The sequence below is a fragment of the Streptomyces sp. NPDC002795 genome, from assembly GCF_042888725.1.
Taxonomy (GTDB): domain Bacteria; phylum Actinomycetota; class Actinomycetes; order Streptomycetales; family Streptomycetaceae; genus Streptomyces.
This window is the reverse complement of the sequence record NZ_JBIAQB010000011.1, coordinates 257,337-274,851: the sequence shown is the minus strand read 5'-3', so window position 1 is coordinate 274,851 and position 17,515 is coordinate 257,337. Positions and strand designations below refer to the sequence as shown.

General features: G+C 70.6%; 16 protein-coding genes. 8 read left to right on the top strand and 8 right to left on the bottom strand.

Annotation, left to right across the window (positions count from 1 at the left end; genetic code table 11):
- The first annotated feature begins 8 nt into the window (after nucleotides 1-8).
- The 4 genes from ACFYWS_RS31145 to ACFYWS_RS31130 all read left to right on the top strand — a co-directional run bounded on the left by ACFYWS_RS31145 (nucleotide 9) and on the right by ACFYWS_RS31130 (nucleotide 2,918).
- Nucleotides 9-785 (top strand): helix-turn-helix domain-containing protein, encoded by a 777-nt coding sequence (locus ACFYWS_RS31145; protein ID WP_389281968.1) that lies wholly within the window; start codon nucleotides 9-11, stop codon nucleotides 783-785.
- Between the two features lie 91 nt (nucleotides 786-876).
- On the top strand, nucleotides 877-1,224 hold the full coding sequence (locus tag ACFYWS_RS31140) for a DUF6247 family protein (RefSeq protein WP_389281967.1): 348 nt from the start codon (nucleotides 877-879) through the stop codon (nucleotides 1,222-1,224).
- A gap of 243 nt (nucleotides 1,225-1,467) precedes the next feature.
- Nucleotides 1,468-1,689, top strand: coding sequence for a hypothetical protein (locus ACFYWS_RS31135; RefSeq protein WP_389281965.1), 222 nt, complete (start codon nucleotides 1,468-1,470; stop codon nucleotides 1,687-1,689).
- 107 nt (nucleotides 1,690-1,796) lie between these two features.
- On the top strand, nucleotides 1,797-2,918 hold the full coding sequence (locus ACFYWS_RS31130; RefSeq protein ID WP_389281964.1) for an ADP-ribosylglycohydrolase family protein: 1,122 nt from the start codon (nucleotides 1,797-1,799) through the stop codon (nucleotides 2,916-2,918).
- Nucleotides 2,919-2,960: 42 nt separating this feature from the next.
- Here ACFYWS_RS31130 and ACFYWS_RS31125 read toward each other — a convergent pair whose 3' ends face one another.
- Together ACFYWS_RS31125 and ACFYWS_RS31120 are read right to left on the bottom strand one after the other, a co-directional pair.
- Nucleotides 2,961-4,535 carry a sodium:solute symporter family protein gene (locus tag ACFYWS_RS31125; protein WP_389281963.1) on the bottom strand — a complete coding sequence of 525 codons (1,575 nt, stop codon included), beginning with the start codon at nucleotides 4,533-4,535 and terminating at the stop codon, nucleotides 2,961-2,963.
- Nucleotides 4,536-4,746: 211 nt separating this feature from the next.
- The gene (locus tag ACFYWS_RS31120; protein WP_389281962.1) at nucleotides 4,747-5,541 is read right to left on the bottom strand and encodes an SDR family oxidoreductase; all 795 of its coding nucleotides are present in this window, start codon (nucleotides 5,539-5,541) and stop codon (nucleotides 4,747-4,749) included.
- 111 nt (nucleotides 5,542-5,652) lie between these two features.
- On the opposite strand from ACFYWS_RS31120, the gene ACFYWS_RS31115 reads away from it, so the two are divergent.
- Entirely contained in the window at nucleotides 5,653-6,516 is an 864-nt protein-coding gene (locus ACFYWS_RS31115; RefSeq protein WP_389282043.1) for a hypothetical protein, read from the top strand.
- Nucleotides 6,517-6,623: 107 nt separating this feature from the next.
- Here the strand turns inward: ACFYWS_RS31115 and ACFYWS_RS31110 are convergent, their stop codons facing one another.
- The 3 genes from ACFYWS_RS31110 to ACFYWS_RS31100 form a co-directional block, all read right to left on the bottom strand.
- Entirely contained in the window at nucleotides 6,624-6,824 is a 201-nt protein-coding gene (locus ACFYWS_RS31110; protein WP_389281961.1) for a DUF397 domain-containing protein, read from the bottom strand.
- A 268-nt stretch (nucleotides 6,825-7,092) separates the two neighbouring features.
- Nucleotides 7,093-7,950 carry a helix-turn-helix domain-containing protein gene (locus tag ACFYWS_RS31105; protein WP_389281959.1) on the bottom strand — a complete coding sequence of 286 codons (858 nt, stop codon included), beginning with the start codon at nucleotides 7,948-7,950 and terminating at the stop codon, nucleotides 7,093-7,095.
- Nucleotides 7,951-8,261: 311 nt separating this feature from the next.
- Nucleotides 8,262-8,999: a GPP34 family phosphoprotein gene (locus ACFYWS_RS31100; RefSeq protein WP_389281957.1), complete on the bottom strand. Its 738-nt coding sequence runs from the start codon at nucleotides 8,997-8,999 to the stop codon at nucleotides 8,262-8,264.
- Between the two features lie 213 nt (nucleotides 9,000-9,212).
- Here ACFYWS_RS31100 and ACFYWS_RS31095 point away from each other — a divergent pair, with 213 nt between their 5' ends.
- Nucleotides 9,213-12,095, top strand: a complete 2,883-nt coding sequence (locus ACFYWS_RS31095) for a D-alanyl-D-alanine carboxypeptidase (RefSeq protein WP_389281955.1) — start codon at nucleotides 9,213-9,215, stop codon at nucleotides 12,093-12,095.
- Nucleotides 12,096-12,244: 149 nt separating this feature from the next.
- Nucleotides 12,245-14,134 (top strand): MFS transporter, encoded by a 1,890-nt coding sequence (locus tag ACFYWS_RS31090; RefSeq protein ID WP_389281954.1) that lies wholly within the window; start codon nucleotides 12,245-12,247, stop codon nucleotides 14,132-14,134.
- A 268-nt stretch (nucleotides 14,135-14,402) separates the two neighbouring features.
- On the opposite strand, the gene ACFYWS_RS31085 is transcribed toward ACFYWS_RS31090, so the two are convergent.
- The 3 genes from ACFYWS_RS31085 to ACFYWS_RS31075 are packed head-to-tail and all read right to left on the bottom strand — an operon-like array spanning nucleotide 14,403 to nucleotide 16,691.
- Entirely contained in the window at nucleotides 14,403-15,017 is a 615-nt protein-coding gene (locus ACFYWS_RS31085) for a bifunctional 4-hydroxy-2-oxoglutarate aldolase/2-dehydro-3-deoxy-phosphogluconate aldolase (RefSeq protein ID WP_389281952.1), read from the bottom strand.
- Complete coding sequence (locus ACFYWS_RS31080) at nucleotides 15,005-15,751, bottom strand: IclR family transcriptional regulator (protein WP_389281951.1); 747 nt, start codon at nucleotides 15,749-15,751, stop codon at nucleotides 15,005-15,007. Before ACFYWS_RS31080 ends, ACFYWS_RS31085 begins: the two co-directional genes overlap by 13 nt.
- A 4-nt stretch (nucleotides 15,752-15,755) precedes the next feature.
- A complete protein-coding gene (locus ACFYWS_RS31075; RefSeq protein ID WP_389281949.1) occupies nucleotides 15,756-16,691 on the bottom strand; it encodes a sugar kinase in 936 nt (311 codons plus the stop codon).
- A 157-nt stretch (nucleotides 16,692-16,848) separates the two neighbouring features.
- On the opposite strand from ACFYWS_RS31075, the gene ACFYWS_RS31070 reads away from it, so the two are divergent.
- Nucleotides 16,849-17,427, top strand: coding sequence for a GNAT family N-acetyltransferase (locus tag ACFYWS_RS31070; RefSeq protein WP_389281947.1), 579 nt, complete (start codon nucleotides 16,849-16,851; stop codon nucleotides 17,425-17,427).
- Nucleotides 17,428-17,515 lie beyond the last annotated feature (88 nt).

Here is a 17,515-nt window from a genome sequence, read left to right as displayed (position 1 = left end):
AGCGCCACATGTCCGAGTTCACCGTCGTCGGGCATCACCTGGCGCAGCACGAGAACCTCTCCCTCACCGCGATCGGCCTGGCCACGCACATCCAGTCGCTGCCCGACGGGTCGAAGGTCGGCATCAAGGACCTCGCCGCGAAGTTCCCCGAAGGGGAGGTCAGGGTCGCCGCCGCGCTGCGGGAGCTGGAGGCGCACGGCTACCTGGAGCGGATCAAGGAACGGCTTCCGTCCGGGCGGATCGTCACGCGCACGATCTCGTACAACAAGCCGCCGCACCTGCGCGACCAGGCACCGCCGGAGCCTCCTGCCGTCCAGGCGCCGCCCGAGGCGCCCCGTACTGAGCCGAAGCCCCGCGCACCACGCCCGCAGCGCCGGTCGCTCCGGGCGCCGCAGCCCGACCCCCAGGACCCCGACCCCGACGCTGTCGGCGTCCTCGTCGGCCTGCGCACCTACGACCCCCGCCTGTTCCTCTCCGAGCGGGACATCCGCCGCCTTGCCCCGGCCGCTGCCGAATGGCTGGCGCGGGGCATGGCGCCCGGCGACGTGAAGCGGGCCCTGACGGCCGGCCTGCCGACCGATCCCATCCGCCACCCGGCAGCCCTCATGGCCCACCGCCTGACCGCGTTCCTCCCGCCCGAACTCCCACCGAGGTCCGAGCCTCTGTCGGGGCCACCCGCCCCACGCCGCCTGCCACTCCAGAACTGCGAAGGCTGCGACCGGGCGTTCCGGGCGGAGGGGCCGGGCAGCTGCCTGGGGTGCGCGGCCACGGCCGTAGCCGCGTAGGGGAAGGGCAGCACAACAAGTGACAAGCCCTGCCACAGCGTGTGCCCGCCGGTACCGTACGAGGACCGAACCATCCGCACCGGAGGTCATCGTGAGTGTCCAGGCTGACGGCCCGTACGGACCGCTGATCCCCATGCCCGAGCTCACGCCGGACGCTCTGCGGGCAGCCGTCGCCAGGATCGCGCCGAGCCAGGTGTCGGCGCTCACGCAACACCTCTTCGAGGCGACGACGAATGCGCAGCAGACCCAGAGCCTGGCGCCTCTGCGAGCGTTCGTTCACTCCTGGGCCGTGTTCGTGGCGATCGAGCGGCACCCCGCGCGGGCCGCCCGGCTGCGGGAGCTGGAGGGGCTGGTCGATGCGGGAGAGGGAGACCTGCGCGCCCCCATGGCCGAGATCCGGGCGATCCGGGAGACGGCTGAGGCAGAGGCCGGGTTGTGACCGACTGGACCTGGGACTACAACCCAAGGGCTTCCGCCGGGAGTGGTGGCGGAAGTCGAACGACTCGCCACTGAGCTCGCAGCGCTCGGAGGATCTGCGGTGCGCGTAGGGCGCCCCATCGCCAAGGAGGGGGGTCTGCGGGAGTTCGACATCTTGAGCGGGAGAGGATTCATCAGCTTCCTCGCGATTCCCCGGCACACCTGTGTCTACGTCTGCAATGTGACCTGGTACGGCTGAGCTGTCATGGCGCTGAAACTTGTACGTGTCCACGCGGACGAGGCGGACATCGCCCTGATCAAAGAAGCGTCCGGACGCCTGGGCGTGTCCGAGGACGAGCTGATCAGAGAGGGGATCCATCGCATCGCGATGGCCTGCCGTGTCTGGGACGAGCCCTTCATCGCCGATGAGCAGACCATGGATCTGGGCGAGGCGGCACCCACGAGCAACCGCCCGTACTCCGCGTGAGCGCAGGCGTCCACGAACCCATCACTTCGTGAACATTCCTGGTCGACGTCGGTCGATTACAGTGCTCCAAGCCGAAAGGTCGAGGGTCGTGACAGGAGGAGTCCCCCATGGGCGGAGCGCCCAACGCGGCGGCCGTCTGGGGCCGCGCCGAACAGCAGGATTTCCGCAGCAGAGTGCGCGGGACCCTGCTCGGTGGCGCACTCGGTGACACCCTCGGCGCCCCGCTCGACGGCCTCACGCTCGACGGGATCCACGCCGAGCACGGGGACGAGGGGCTCAAGCAGCTGGTGCCCGTGTACGGGCGGACCGGGGCGATCACCGCCGCCACCCAGCTGACCCTGTTCACCGTGGACGGGCTCATCCGCGCCCAGGTGCGCCGCGACACCGGTGCCTGGCACCCGCCGACCGATGTGCACCGGGCCTACCTGCGGTGGGCGGCGACCCAGCGGGACTGGGGCCCTGACCTGCGCCGCAAGGAGGACGGCTGGCTGGCCCGCGAGGAGTGGCTGTACTCGCGGCGGGGAGCCGGTCAGGCGTGTCTGCTGGGGCTCGGCAACGACGTCATGGGGACGCTCGACCGACCCAAGAACCTGGACGCGGACGGCGCGGAGGCCGCGACCCGCTCCGCGCCGTTCGGGCTCCTCGTGGGCTGGGAGCCGCAGCTGGTGTTCCAGCTCTCCGTCGAGTGCGCCGTGCACACGCACGGCGCAGCGGAGGCCTACCTCGCGGCGGGCGCGTACGCGGTCCTCGTGCACGCCCTCGCGCGCGGCGACTCCCTCGACGCCGCCGTGCAGCGCGCGCTTGCCCTGCTCGCCGCGCGCCCCGGGCACCCGCCCGTCGCGGACGCGCTCAAGCACGCGCTCGGCGCCGTACGACAGGGCATGCCGACCGCGGCGCGGGTCGGCGAGCTCGTCGGGGACGGCGACGCGACCGGTGTGCTCGCGGCCGCCGTGTACTGCGCGCTCGTCAGCGACGACATCCGGCACGGCCTCGGCCTCGCCGTGCACCACGACGGGCCCTCCGCCCAGGTCGGCGCGTTGTGCGGGGGCCTTCTCGGGGCGCTGCACGGGGAGACGGCGCTGCCGCCCGCGTGGGTGGCCGAGATCGAGGGCAGGCCCACGATCCTGGAACTCGCGGACGACTTCGCGATGGAGATGACGCAGGGCGCGGCGCTGCATGGGCCTGCGTCCGCTTCGGCGGGGTGGTTGGCGCGGTATCCGCGGGCGTAGGCCGCACCCACGGGGCTCCGCCCGGGGTCCGGCCCGGTGGTGTCAGTCCTTCACCCTCGATCCGAGTACGTCGTCCCCCGCGCCGGCCGGTGTCGGGACCGCTGCCGCGGTGGAATCGTCGTCGTCGGAGTTGATGCGCGCGATGATCGCGTCGCGCTCCGGGGTGTCCTCGGGCTTGATGAAGCCGATGACGATGTAGAGGACGAGGGAGACGGCGAGCGGGATCGACACCTGGTACTGGAGCGGCACGCCGCCCTCGACGTTCCAGCTGATCGGGTAGTTCACCAGCCAGAACGCGAGCAGGCCCATGCCCCAGCTGGTGAGCGCCGCGGTCGGCCCGGACCTGCGGAACTGGCGCAGCAGCCCCAGCATCATCGGGATCGCGATCGGGCCCATCAGACCGGCCACCCACTTGATGACGACCGTGATGATGTCCTTGAACGTGGGCGAGTTGACCTGCGTGGCGACCGCCATGGACAGGCCCAGGAAGATGACCGTCGTCAGTCGGGCCGCGAGCAGGCCCGAGCGCGGCCCCCACTGCCGTGCCTTCGAGGAGAGCGCGGGCGCCACGTCCCGGGTGAAGACGGCCGCGATCGCGTTGGCGTCGGAGGAGCACATGGCCATCGTGTGCGAGAAGAAGCCGACGATGACCAGGCCCAACAGGCCGTGCGGCAGCAGCTGTTCGGTCATCAGGCCGTAGGAGTCCGAGCCGTCCGGCTTCTGCGCGTCCACCAGCAGCGGCGACATCCACATCGGGAAGAAGAGGACGACCGGCCAGATCAGCCAGAGGGCGGCGGAGAGGTAGGCGGACCGCTTGGCCTCGTGGCCGCTGCTCGTGGCCATGTAGCGCTGGGCCTGGTTGAGCATGCCGCCGTTGTACTCGAAGAGCTTGATGAAGAGGAACGCCAGCAGGAAGACCGTGCCGTACGGGCCGACCAGCGGCTTTCCGTGGCCCTCCAGTTCGGGCCTGCTCCAGGCCTCCAGGAAGCCGATGTGCTTGTTGCTCAGCTCCATCAGGACCGCGATGAACATCGCGACACCGGCCAGCAACTGGATGACGAACTGGCCGAGTTCGGTGAGCGCGTCCGCCCACAGGCCGCCGATGGTGCAGTAGATCGCGGTGATGACGCCGGTGATGAGGATGCCCTGGTTCAGGGACACACCTGTGAACACGGAGAGCAGGGTGGCGATGGCCGCCCACTTCGCGCCCACGTCGACGATCTTCAGCAGCATCCCGGACCAGGCGAGCGCCTGCTGGGTGCCCAGGTTGTAGCGGTTCTTCAGGTACTCCAGCGGGGAGGCCACATGGAGCTTGGAGCGCAGCCGGTTGATGCGCGGCGCGAACAGCCGGGCGCCGATGGCGATGCCGAGCGCGATCGGGAAGGACCAGGTGACGAAGGACGTCACGCCGTAGGTGTACGCGATTCCGGCGTACCCGGTGAACATCACCGCGCTGTAGCCGGACATGTGGTGCGAGATGCCGGACAGCCACCACGGCATCTTGCCGCCCGCGGTGAAGAAGTCGGAAACGTTGTCGACGCGCTTGTGGGACCAGACGCCGATCGCGACCATCACGCCGAAGTAGGCGATGAGCACGACCCAGTCGAGACTGTTCATGTGCCCCCTCCAGGGGTTCCGTTGCCCAACGGTTGCCCCCGGTAAGGGTGTTGGGGACGTGGGGGATTGAACCTCCGCGCATGGGGCCGGTCAAGGGTTCTACAGTCATGGATATGAACCCCGGACAGAATTCAGAACGTGGCGAAACTCGGGGAGGGGTGGATTCCACCTCGTTGACCTGCGATATCGGCAGGTTCCCCGCTCCGGGCGGCTACCGCATGAGTTCCCCCGCGTTCACCAGGAGCTGCTGGCCGGTGATCGCGCGCGCCCGGTCGGAGGCGAGGAACACCGCCGCGTCCGCCACGTCGCCGTCCGTCGCGAGGTCCGGCAGTGCCATCCGCTCGGTGAGCCGCCCGAGCACCTCGCTCTCGGGCACGCGCTCGGTCTGCGCGGTGATCTGGACGTAGGCCTGCACGGGCGGGCCCCACATCCAGCCGGGCAGTACGGTGTTCACCCGGACACGGTGCGGACCGACCTCCCGTGCCAGCGAGTACATGGCGCTCGTCAGGGCGCCCTTCGACGCCGCGTACGCCGCCTGCCGGACCTGTGAGGGCGCCGCGATCGCCGACTGCGTCCCGATGAGGACGACCGAGCCGCCGCGCTCCTTGAGGGCGGGCAGACAGGCGCGGGTCATCCGCAGCGTGCCGAGCAGGTTCACGTCGATGACCTTGCTCCAGGTCTCGAAGTCGGCGTCCTCCAGACCGCCGAAGTAGCTGTCCCAGGCCGCGACGTGGACGACCGCGTCCAGGCTGCCGAAGCGCTCGCGCGCGAGGTCCGCGAGCGCCTCGCACTGCGCCTCGTCGCCGATGTCGGTGGAGCGGAACGCGGTCCGCTTGCCCTCCGGGTCCAACTCCCGTGCGCAGGCAGCGAGATGGGCCTCGGTGCGCGCTCCGAGCACGGCGTTCCCGCCGTCGCGCAGCACGGCCTCCGCCACCTGGCGGCCGAGCCCCGCCCCCACGCCGGAGACGATCACGGTCTTCCCCGCAAGCAGTTCCGCATTCACCATCGGTTCGCCTCCCGGCTCTGGCGTTCTGTCTGACGGGGCGTCAGAGTATGGGCGTCGAACGGGAGATGGAAGGCCCGCGGGGCAGGTCGGAAGGGGAGCGGCATGGCGGACATGCACGAGGACACGCACGAGGACACGCACGAGGACACGCACAGCGAGACATACGCGGAACTGGCGGCCGTGGGGCCGTACGGGGTGCGCCCGGGGCACGCCCTGATCACCATGGTCGAACCGCATCAGGGCCGTGAACACGCGTACAACCGCTGGTACGAGGACGACCACTACTACGCGGGCGCCATGGCCATGCCGTGGATGTACGCGGGGCGCCGCTGGGTCGCCACCCGCGACCTCCAGCTCCTGCGCTACCCCGAGAAGTCGGCGGTCGCCGAGCCGGTCACGGCGGGCTGCTACATCTCCACGTACTGGATCACCGAGGGCCGCTACGCCGACCACATGAAGTGGACCGTCGGCATCAACAAGCGACTCAACCGGGACGACCGCGTCCACCAGGACCGCACCCACGTCTTCACGTCGTTCCAGGACCACGAGGCGACGGTGTACCGGGACGGGGACGAGGGGCCGCGCGACTTCCACGCGCTCGACCACCCGTACCAGGGCCTGGTCGTCGAGGTGATCGACTCCGAAGGCCCGCGGCAGCGCGCCGCGTTGCTGGACTGGCTGCGCACCGAGCACCTGCCGCAGCGGCTCGCCGGCTCACCCGCCGCGATGGTCACGGTCTTCCGCCCGACACCGCTGCCGGGGGACAAGATGACGTACGTGAAGCAGGTCGAGGGCGTCGACACCCGGCTCACCCTGCTCTGGTTCCTGCAGTCCGACCCGCGCGAGTGCTGGCAGGACCACTTCGCGGGCCTGGGCGACGCGGTGGCGGCGTCGGGCCTCGGCCGGGTGGAACTGGTGGCCCCGTTCGTCCCGACGGTGCCGGGCACGAACCAGTATGTGGACCAGCTGCGCTGACCCGGGCAGCGCCGAGCCCCCTCGGCCAGGACGGCGGACCAGTCGAGAGGGCTCTGTCAGTGGTGCGGTCTTGCGTGTTCGGTTGTCTCACGGAGTTGGCTGGGGGGTCAGTTGTCGACCCGGCTCATCTCCATGACGAAGGCACTCCATGAAGCCGGCGCGAACGCCAGGTTCGGACCCTGCGGGTCCTTGGAGTCGCGCACATCCACGGCGTGGGCCGCGGGTGACTTGATCTCTACGCACGCGCCGTTCCCTGCGGAGTACGAGGACTTGATCCAGGTGGGCTGTGCGCCCTTGGTGATTGCCATGATCTGCTCCGGTCTGGCCAGTGATCCCTTGCTGGGCCGCGGACTTGCCGCGGCTTTGCGCCAACACCTTGTCTCTTGCTGGCGTGATCGACGCTACTCGCCGACCGGGGGCGGCGGTGGGGCCATTCACTCGACCGGATGGCATATTCCAGAGGGGTCTTCCATGAGCCCGTGGGAAAGGTGTACCGTGCGGCACCTTCCCACGGGCGGGGCCTGGATCAAGGGCCTGAACTCAGCGGTCCGTTACGCGAGTTGAGCGAGTTGGCCCTCAGCGCGTGTGCCGCTTCGCGGCTTCCAGGATGAACTGTCGGGACTGTTCCACGTTCAGCGCCTGGGCGCGCAGGTGCTCGTACATGACGCTGTACTTCTGCACGTCCTGCGTCTTCTCCAGATAGAGGTCGCTGGTGACGCCCTCGATGTAGACGACGCTGGAGTCCGCCGCGTCGGGGAACTCCAGAATCGCGTACTGCCCCGTGATCCCCGGATGCGCGCCCATCTCGAAGGGCAGTACCTGCACGGTGACATGGGGGAGCCCGGACACCTCCGCGAGGTGCTCCAGCTGCTCGCGCATGACCGCGGACCCGCCGACGGTACGGCGCAGCGCCGCCTCGTCCAGGACCACCCACAGGCGCAGCTCGTTCGCCTCGTCGTTGATCCGCTCCTGGCGGCGGATACGGACTTGCACGCGCTTCTCGACGTCCGTGAGCGAGGCCTCGGGCATCGCGCCCTGGATCAGCGCCTCCGCGTAGCCGCGGGTCTGCAGCAGTCCGGGGATGCACTGCGACTCGTACACGCGCAGCGACGCCGCGTCGGTCTCCAGACCGATGTAGACGCTGTACGGAATGTCGCCGAAGGAGTGCCACCAGCCTTGCTGGCGCGAATCCTTGGCCATTTGCATCAGCGAGTCGATGACCCGGTGGTCCTCGACCTCGTACACCCCGCACAGGTCGCGTACGTCGCGCTGGCTGATGCTGCGCCGCCCGTTCTCCAGGCGGCTGATCTTCGACTGGGACACCAGCAGGCGCTCGGCGACCTCTTCGGCGGTCATGCCTTTGAGTTCGCGGAGCCGGCGCAGCTCCTGGCCCAACCGGCGTCGCCTGACGGTGGGATTGACGTTGGACGCCACGGACGTGCACCTCCGGCTACGTGCATTTCTCTGATCTGCATACGTTGCGTGTCTATTGCTCAGCAGATTGCCACCCCGAGGCGGCCCTGCGCTGGGAAACGGCGGATGTGCACGGGACGCACATGCGGGTTGCACGTGCCTCCTACGCAGCGCAAACGCGACCGCGCGGGGTGATGTGCCGGGGCGTCGTCCTCACGCCCGGCGCATCACCCCGCGCGGTACAGCGGCTCCCGGACCGGTTCTTGGGGACTACGGTGCGGCGCTGTGGTGCTACGGGTGGTGCCAAGGGTGGTGCTGGTGGTGCGGTTCGCCTAGTGCGCCACGGCGCGAGCCATGGAGCCGCGGCGTGGCTGCATCGGAACGCCGCGTGCGGGCTCCGGTGCACCCCGACCCGCCGAGGGGGCCGGTGAGCGGCGTGGCTGTACCGCCACACCGTTCTGGACGTCCATCACGGCGTGCGCCACGAGGCCGCCCATCGGGTCGTGCCTGATCAGGTCCCGCAGCCGGGAGCGCGAGGACCTGCCCTCGTTGCCCGGATACAGGTGCTTGCCGAGTCCGACCGCATGGGCCAGTGCGGCGAGCGCCGCGGTCCGTGGGTCCGGTGGGACCCCGGTGCGGATCGCGCTGTCCAGCCGGGCCCTGATCTCCCGGCTGACCGCCGACTCCGTCGCTTGGTAGCGAGTCGTCGGCAGCACCCCGCACATCTGTCCGGCCACGGCATGCACCATGCCGCACCGCTCCAGATGCGAGAGGTAGGTCTGGCGCAGCCCGAGACGCGGCCCGCCAATCCAGTTAACGGCCCGCACGGGAGCGCCACGCCTTCGCAGCAACTCCAACGCGCAGTCCAGTGTCGGATCTCCGGTCGGCCGTGGTGCCACCACGGCGATACGATCCCCGTCTGGGGCTATCCGTCCGGCCAGCGCCAGCTCTACTAGCTGTGCTCCGGCCAGACCTAGGTCGAGCGACTGCGGCTGCGCTGTGGTACCCGTGGCCGGGTCCAGAGCGAGCAGCAGAAGCTCCTCCGGAATTGTTCTGCGGCTCCTGCCCATCCATGCCTCCCCGCGTGGATGAATGACAGGGTGACCCCTCTCACATTGGTCTGTCGAGAGTGCGTGAGGGGTTTGGACGGGAACCTGTAGGTATGTCGTTCTCGTCTACCACGTGGGTTAAGCCCCCACACAGGACACTGGTACATGGTTCGGACAGGGCTGGTCTGTCCGGCGACAAGTGGTTGAGTGGTTCATTCGGTCGAGGAGGCATCGGTGGCGGGGACCCCCGACAAGTCGGGAGAGCACAAGGCGTCGGGAGGTCCGGCTCCGGAGGATCCGCGTCTCGCGGTGTCGCGGAGCGTGGACCAGGAGACGGCGGTGTTCTCGGTCCGCGACGCGGGCGCCTCCGGCGAGGACCCGGATCCGGATCCGGACGCGACGCCGGCATCGCAGGACGCCGGCGACGAGCGTCTGCGGGCGGCCGTGGCGGCCTGGGTGTCAGGCGGCGAGGGCTCCACGGAGCCGTCTGCAGTCGCAAATCCAAACGGTGACGGGGTGGCGGATCCGGTGAGCGATGCCGCTGCCGCGGACGCCGACTCGGATGCCGAGGCGGATGTGCAAGGCAGCGGTGCGCTGGCCGCGACGGCCGACGCCAAGCCGGATGCCGACGGCGATGCCGATGGTGACGGCAAGTCCGGTGCCGAGTCGGCGGTCACGGCGGATGCCCACGGTGACGGGGAGCCGGCCGCTGAGGGCGACGCTGACGGTGAGCCCGCCGCCAAGGCGGCCGGCGAGGCCGATGCCCCGAGCGACGGCAAGCCGGTCGCCAAGGGCGATGTCCCGAGCGACGGCAAGCCCGCTGCGGAGGCGGGCGGCGAGGCAGGTGCCGAGTCGGCCGTTGAGGCTGATGCTCATGGCGACGGTGAGCCCGCCGCTGAGGGCGACGCCAAGGCCGACGTGCAGCCGACCGCTAAGGGTGACGCCGTCGGTGGCGGTGAGCCCGCCGTCAAGGCGGATGCCAAGTCGGGTGCCGAGGTGGACGCGCAGGTGACCGCCGAGGGCGACGCCGACGCTGAGCCTGCCGCGGAGTCGGTCGTCGGGGCCGATGCCCCGAGCGACGGCAAGCCTGCCGCTGAGGGTGGCTGCAAGGCCGACGTGCAGGCGACCGCCAAGGGTGACGCCCCCGGTGACGGCAAGCCCGCCGTCAAGGCGGATGCCAAGTCGGGTGCCCAGGCGGACGCGCAGGCGACCGTCGAGGGTGACGCTGACGGTGAGCCCGCCGCGACGGCTGACGGTGTGTCCGCCGCTGAGGGCGGCGGCAAGGCCGACGTGCAGCCGACCGCCAAGGGTGACGCCCCCGGTGACGGCAAGCCCGCCGCGAAGGCGGACGGCAAATCTGGTGCCAAGTCGGGCGCCAAGGCCGACGTGCAGCCGGGCGCAAAGGCCGGCGCCAACGCCGACTCGCGGCCGGGCGCCAAGGCCGGCGCGCAGCCGGGCGCCAGCGCCGGTGGCACGTCGGGCGCCAGCGCCGGTGGCACGTCGGGCGCCAGCGCCGGTGGCAAGTCGGACGCCAGCGCCGGTGGCACGTCGGGCGGCAACGCCGGTGGTACGTCGGGCGGCAAGGGCGATGGCGAGTCGGACGCCGTGGCTGGGCGGGGGGTTGATCAGGGGACCGCTGTCTTCAAGGCCGTTTCGCGGCCCGTGGATCAGCCGACCACCACGCTCAAGGCGGCAGGGACCGCCAAGAGCAGTAAGTTCGTGCCGCTCAAGGGGCTCGATGAGGGCGCCACGGGCAAGGAGTTGCCGCCCGAGGCGGAGCCCACGGTCGAGCCGGCCGAGCGGACCACGCAGCAGCCGCTGCCGCCGAAGCCCCCGCTCGACCTGCTCGCCGAGCTGACCAACACCCCGCCGCCCGCCGAGACCCGCGTCCGTACCGCGGTGCGCCGGGTCAAGGTGTGGACGCCGCTCGTCATCCTGCTGGTCATCGTGTTCGGGGTCATTCAGGCCGTCCGTCCGCTGCCGACGCCGTCCCTGTCGCTGACCACTGACGCCACGTACAGCTTCGACGGCGAGAAGGCGTCCCTGCCGTGGCCGGGCGAGGGCCAGGGTTGGATGGACGTCCAGGGCATCGGCACGATGGACAACTTCGGCAAGCAGACGCCCGTGCCGATCGGTTCGGTCGCCAAGTCCATGACCGCGTACATCGTGCTCAAGGATCATCCGCTCAAGGCGGGCGCGGACGGGGCGTCGATCACTGTTGACGCCACCGCCGAGAAGGAGGGCGGCTACGACGCCGACGGGCAGAACGAGTCGACGCTCAACACCGTCAAGGAGGGCGACAAGATCTCCCAGAAGGACGCGCTCGCGGCGGTCATGATCCCGTCCGCGAACAACATCGCGCGTCTGCTGGCCCGTTGGGACGCCGGTTCCGAGGAGGCGTTCGTCAAGAAGATGAACGCCACCGCGAAGAAGCTCGGCATGAAGAACACCACCTACACCGACCCCTCCGGGCTGAAGGAGACGACCGTCTCCACCGCGCAGGACCAGGTGAAGCTCGGCAACGAGCTGGTGCAGATTCCCGCGCTGACCGACATCACCAAGTTGCCCACCTGGACCGACCCGTCCGGCAAGAAGTGGACCAACTACAACCGCCTGGTGCCCTACGACGGCGCCATCGGCATCAAGACCGGTACGACGACCAAGGCCGGCGGCAACCTGCTCTTCGCCGCCACCAAGGACGCGGGCGGCTCGACCGTCACAGTCGTCGGCGCGATCCTCGGCCAGCACAGGGCACCGATCATCGACACGGTCAACGCGGTCAGCAAGACCGCGATGCTCGCCGCCCAGGACGCGGTCACCTCGTCGACGGTCCTGAAGAAGGGCGATGTCGTCGGCTATGTCGACGACCAGCTCGGCGGGCGGACGCCCGTCACGGTCACGAAGGACGTCAAGGCCGTCGGCTGGGCCGGCAAGACCGTGCACCTGCAACTCGCCGAGGAGGACGGCACGTCCGTGCCGCACACGGGCAAGGCGGGGGACACCGTCGGCGTGCTGGAGGTCGGCGACGGTGAAGGCGGCGCCGTGGAGGTGCCGGTGGCCCTGCAGAAGAGCCTCACCGAGCCCGGCTTCGGCGCGAAGCTGACCCGCGTCGGCTGACGCCCGGCCCCGTTCGTGGGAGGCCGATACCCGTCGGCCTCCCACGGCGCCCGTCCGCGGGCGCCGTGCTAGCGTCGCGAGACCGGGACAGGCGGGGGACGCCCACCCGTTCATTCACAACGGCACACGGGTAAACGGGAGTGTAGGGAGTGGCCACAGCGAGGCCGACGCGCGCCGGCGCCGATGACGCGAAGCCCGGATCGGGCGGGGACCACCCCCGGATACGACTTCCCGAGCAGCCGGCGGGGCCCGGTGAGGCCACAGAGGTCGCAGAGGCCACCGGGTCCACCGGGTCCACTGGTGAGCCGGACGTCAGCACGCGTCTGAAGCGTTTCGCGCGGCATCCCGTCACCCTCGCCACAGTGATCGCCGCACTCCTCCATCTCATCTGGTTCTTCACGTTCGCGAACAGTGGCGGGGACCTCGCGGCGCAGGACGCCTGGGCCGAGTTCGTCGGCCGGCACCCCGACTCCGCGTACAACCTCGCCTGGTACGGCGGCATGCACCCGGTCTCGTACAGCGTGGTCTCGCCGTATCTGATGTCGGTGTTCGGCGTGCGCACGACGATGATGGGCGCGGGCACGCTCTCGGCGACGCTGCTGACCATGATCCTGATCCGTACGCGGGTCGTCGCGAAGCCGCTGTGGCCGGCCCTCGCCGGCGTCTTCGCGCTGCTGTGCAACGCCGCGTCGGGTCGCGTCACGTTCGGCCTCGGCATGATGTTCGGCCTCGCGGCGACGGCCGCGGTGTTCTGCTGGCCGTACCGCTGGCGCTACAAGCGCTGGGCGAAGGCCGCCGTGGCGGCGCCGCTCGCGGGCATCGCGACGGCCTGCTCGCCGGTGGCGGGGCTCTTCGTCGGACTCGTCGCGGTGGCACTGTTCCTGCAGAAGCGGCGCCCCGGTGCGTACGCGCTCGGGCTCGCGCCCACCGCCGTCGTCGTGCTGTCGGCGTGGCTGTTCCCGTTCTCCGGTACGCAGCCGATGTCGTTCTGGTCGGCGCTGCTGCCGATGGTGTACGGCGTCCTCGCGTGCGTGCTCGTGCCCAAGGGGTGGGTGACGGTCCGGATCACGGCCGCTGTCTACACCCTGTCCGTGCTCCTGGTGTGGCTGATCAGTTCGCAGATCGGCTCCAACATCACCCGGCTCCCGATGCTGTTCGCGGGCGTCGCGCTGCTCGCGGCGCTGCCGTTCACGGTGCCGCGTTCGCGCAAGTGGTACGTCATCGTGTTCGCGTTCGTCGCCTTCAACGGGTGGATCGGCTTCAAGTCGGTCGACGATGTCGTACGCACGACGCCCGCCGCCTCCTGGGCCCGTGAACTGGCGCCGCTGGTCAATGAGTTGCAGGAGGTCAGGGCCGAGCACGGGCGCGTCGAGGTGGTGCCCGCCCGTTCGCACCGCGAGGCCTCCGCGCTCGCCCCGTACGTGAACCTGGCGCGCGGCTGGAACCGGCAGGCCGACATGGAGCGCAACCCGCTCTTCTACGACGACACCCTCAACTCGGCGAACTACCTCGAGTGGCTGCGGCGTTGGGCCGTGCACTACGTGGTGCTGCCCAAGGGTGAGCCGGACGGCAAGGGCGCCGAGCGCGAGCGGCAGCTGGTGCAGCGCGGCCTGCCGTACCTCAAGCAGGTGTGGGGCGACGCCAACTGGCAGCTGTTCGCCGTCACGGACCCGACGCCGCTCGCCGAGCCGCACGCGGTCGTCGACGCGGCGGAACAGGGCGAGCTGACCATCGAGGTGACCCGGCCGGGCCGTGTGCTGATCCGCGTCCCGTACTCGCCGTGGCTGTCGGTCGTCGACGCCGAGGGCAAGAGCCTGGGCGCGCCCAAGGAGACCGAGGCGTCGAAGCGGGCCAGGGAATCGGACGACACCCTCCCCAAGCGCTACATGAACGCGCACGGCTGCCTGACCGAGACGGAGGAGGATGAGTCCGGCGACGCGTGGACGCAGCTTCTGGCCCCGAAACCGGGAACGTATCGCCTCGCGGCGCCCTACCAGTTGCCTCGCGGGACGCCGTGCCCGGAAGAGCTCACGAGGTAGGCCGTGGTTGACGCCACGGGGCTCCGCCCCGGACCCCGCGCCTCAAACGCCGGCGAGGCTTGACAGACCAATCCCCGCCGCCGCTTCGTCTTTCTAGCCCCTGCGGCGCTGGACTTTCTAGCTCCGCCGGCGCTGGTCTTTCTAGCTCCGGCGGCGCTTGGTCTCCCTAGCCCCCGCCAGCGCCTGGCCCTTCTAGCTCCGCGGTGGTCGGTATTTCTAGCCCCTGCGGCGATTGAGCAGCGGGGTCCGGGGCGGAGCCCCGAGGCGTTCACCCGGTGGGGCGCAACATCTCGGCCAGCAAGGACAGTTGCGCCGGATCTTCCAGGGCCGAACCAACGGCGACGACCTTGGCCCCCGCCGCCAGATAAGCGGACGCGTTCCCCGCCTCCATCCCCCCCGTGGCAACGAACGGCACCTCCGGGAACGGCCCCCGCATCGCCCGGAACCAGTCCACCCCGAGCACACTCGCCGGAAACGCCTTCAGCCACGTGAGCCCGATCGCCCGCGCGGCCTGCACATCCGTGGCCGTGGCGACACCCGGCAAGTGCGGCAGCCCCACCGCGACGCTCGCCCGCGCCACCTCCACGTCCAACCCAGGGGCCACCGTGAACGCGGCGCCCGCGTCCACCGCCCACCCGAGCCGCTCGGCCGTGGTGACCGTCCCCGCGCCGACCGGCTTGCCGCGCTCGGCACCGGCGGCGACGACGGCGCCGAGCACCCGCGCGGCCTCCTCGGTCTGCACGGGCACCTCGACGCACTCGATGCCCAGGTCCCAGGCGCGTACGGCGAGTTCGACGGACTTGTCGGCCGGCATGCCACGCAGGATCGCCATCACCGGCACCCCTGCGAACAGGTCATCAAATGTTGCGGCTACGGACGCCATCCCAGCTCCTTGGAAATCGTGTCGGCGGTGGTCATCAGTTCTGGCAGCACGCCGGATTCGAGCGCGCCCAGGTCCGCCTTGGCCTTGAGCGCGGTCACGGAAACGGCGGCGACGACCTCGCCGCTGCTGTCCCGTACGGGTACGGCGACGCAGTTCACGAAGTCCTCGTACTCGCCGTCGTCGACGGCCCAGCCGCGGGTCCTGGCCTCGGCGAGGACCTCGCGGTAGGCGGCGGGGGAGGTGACCGTCGTGCCGGTGTGCGGCGCGAAGTCGCAGTCGGCGAGCAGCGCGTCGGCCCGCTCCCTCGGGACATGCGCCAGGATCGCCTTGGCCACGCCCGCGGTGTGCAGGGTGACCGGGCGGCCGATCTGCGCGTAGAGGCGCACCCCGTCGACGGGGTCGACCTTGTCGACGTACACGATCCGCTCGCCCTCCAGGGCGGCGAGGTGCACGGTGTGCCCGCAGTGCTCGCCGAGCAGCCGCAGGTGTTCGTCCGCGACGTCCTTGAGACCGAACTGTTCCAGGGCGAGGTGGGCGAGCCCGGCGAGCCGGTGCCCGACGGCGTACCGGCCGTCGGGGAGCCGGCGGGCGAGGCCGCCGTCGGTCAGGGACTCCAGGATGCGCAGCGCGGTCGAGCGGTGCACGCCGAGGTGCTGGCCGACCTCGGTCTGGGTGCGAGGACGGCGGGCGACGAACTCAAGAATGTCGATGGCGCGACGGACGGTCTGCGACATGGGATCAGCGCCCTTCGCCGAGCGGGGCGGAGCCGGCGGTGGCGGGCACGTAGTCCTCGATGCTGCGCAGCGTCCGCCCGGCGAGCCGGTGCCCGAGCGCGAGCCGCTCGGCCGGAGCGGCTCCGCCCAGCAGTCCGCTCAGATATCCGGCGGCGAAGGCGTCACCGGCACCGACGGCCTCGACGACGTCGACGATGGGCGCCGCCACGAACTCGCTCCCGGCGTCGGTGAATTCGGTGGCCCCCACGTCCCCGTCCTTGACCACGAGCGTGCCGCGCGGCGCGAGGTGTTCCCGTACGTCCTCGGCGGTGATGGTGCCCCACAACGTCTCGGCCTCGTCGCGCCCGACGAGTACGACGTCGGCGCGGCGGGCGAGAGCGAGCAGGGCGTCAGCCGCCGATTCGCGTGAACTCCATAGCGCTGGGCGGTAGTTGACGTCGAACGACATCCGCGTCCCGGCGTCCGCCGCCCGCTTCATGAGGGTGTCCACGAGCTCGGCGCAGCCTTCCGACAGGGCCGGGGTGATCCCGGTGAGGTGCAGCAGCCGTACGCCCGTCAGGTCGACACGGTCCGCGTCGGCCGGTGTCATCCGGGACGCGGCCGAGCCCGCCCGGTAGTAGTGCACGCGCGTGCCGTCGGGACCCGGATCCTTGAAGTACACGCCGGTGGGGGCGGCCGGATCGACCAGCACCCGGTCCACGCGGACGCCGCGCGAGGCGACCGCCGCGACGATCCGCCGCCCGAACGGATCGTCCCCGACCCGGCTCACCCAGGCGGACTCGTGCCCGAGGTCCGCGAGGTACTGCGCCACGGTCGACTCGGCTCCGGCGACCGCGAGCCGCAGCTCCCGGCTCCGCTCGAGCCCCTCGCCGTCGGCGGGGGTGACCTGCGCCATCGTCTCGCCGAGGCAGAGCGCGTCCGCGCGGGGTGGCGGCTGCATGGTGATCCGGTCCTTTCGTTCCAACAGGTTCTATGGGTGACGGTAGCAGGTGGTGCGCAACAGTCGTGCACATGTTGCAACACGCGTAAAGAAGGGGTGCACCGGGTCACCGAAATCCGGCTGCGCCGCGGCCTCGGCCACCGGCATGATGCGAACCATGCCGTTGGAGATCAAACCCGCGATCGAGCCCGGATCCCTGTCGTCCACGCCGCAGCCGACCCTGCGTACACAGGACGGCGAACTGAGCCTGCGCCCCTTCGAGTTGACCGACGTACCGACCGTGCGCGCGGCCTTCGCCGACCCGGACATCCGGCGCTGGCACGCGCGCAGCATGGAGTCCGACGGCGAGGCGCGCGACTGGCTCACGGTCGCGCGCGCGAACTGGCAGAACGAGGCCGCGGGCCAGTGGATCGTGGGGCGGGCCGCCGACGGGGAGCCGCTCGGCCGGATCGCGCTCAAGGACATGAACCTCCTGGACGGCTGCGCCGAACTCGCCTACTGGGTACTGCCGCAGGCCCGCGGAGAGGGCGTGGCCACCAGGGCCGTGGCCGCGCTCACCGACTGGGCCGCGGGCGTCGGCTTCCACCGCCTCGACCTCCAGCACTCCACCGGCAACGAACCCTCGTGCCGCGTGGCGCTCAAGGCGGGCTACCCGCTGGAGGGCACCCGCCGCAGCTCCGCGCTGCACACGGACGGCTGGCACGACATGCACGTTCACGTACGGATCAACTCGTAGGGCCCGAAGGGCTCTTGACAGCGTGCGTACTGTTTCGCGACCTTTGAGCCCCATGGGGGAAGAGGGGGGCCCATGAGCTGCATGCTCG

What these genes read in the sequence shown, in the direction of transcription:
- ACFYWS_RS31135 (WP_389281965.1), top strand. Translation starts at nt 1,468, where the DNA reads ATGGCGCTGAAACTTGTACGTGTCCACGCGGACGAGGCGGACATCGCC.
- ACFYWS_RS31130 (WP_389281964.1), top strand. Translation starts at nt 1,797, where the DNA reads ATGGGCGGAGCGCCCAACGCGGCGGCCGTCTGGGGCCGCGCCGAACAG.
- ACFYWS_RS31080 (WP_389281951.1), bottom strand. Translation starts at nt 15,751, where the DNA reads ATGTCGCAGACCGTCCGTCGCGCCATCGACATTCTTGAGTTCGTCGCC.
- ACFYWS_RS31125 (WP_389281963.1), bottom strand. Translation starts at nt 4,535, where the DNA reads ATGAACAGTCTCGACTGGGTCGTGCTCATCGCCTACTTCGGCGTGATG.
- ACFYWS_RS31145 (WP_389281968.1), top strand. Translation starts at nt 9, where the DNA reads ATGTCCGAGTTCACCGTCGTCGGGCATCACCTGGCGCAGCACGAGAAC.
- ACFYWS_RS31110 (WP_389281961.1), bottom strand. Translation starts at nt 6,824, where the DNA reads ATGGCAATCACCAAGGGCGCACAGCCCACCTGGATCAAGTCCTCGTAC.
- ACFYWS_RS31115 (WP_389282043.1), top strand. Translation starts at nt 5,653, where the DNA reads ATGCACGAGGACACGCACGAGGACACGCACGAGGACACGCACAGCGAG.
- ACFYWS_RS31100 (WP_389281957.1), bottom strand. Translation starts at nt 8,999, where the DNA reads ATGGGCAGGAGCCGCAGAACAATTCCGGAGGAGCTTCTGCTGCTCGCT.
- ACFYWS_RS31070 (WP_389281947.1), top strand. Translation starts at nt 16,849, where the DNA reads ATGCCGTTGGAGATCAAACCCGCGATCGAGCCCGGATCCCTGTCGTCC.
- ACFYWS_RS31085 (WP_389281952.1), bottom strand. Translation starts at nt 15,017, where the DNA reads ATGGCGTCCGTAGCCGCAACATTTGATGACCTGTTCGCAGGGGTGCCG.
- ACFYWS_RS31075 (WP_389281949.1), bottom strand. Translation starts at nt 16,691, where the DNA reads ATGCAGCCGCCACCCCGCGCGGACGCGCTCTGCCTCGGCGAGACGATG.
- ACFYWS_RS31120 (WP_389281962.1), bottom strand. Translation starts at nt 5,541, where the DNA reads ATGGTGAATGCGGAACTGCTTGCGGGGAAGACCGTGATCGTCTCCGGC.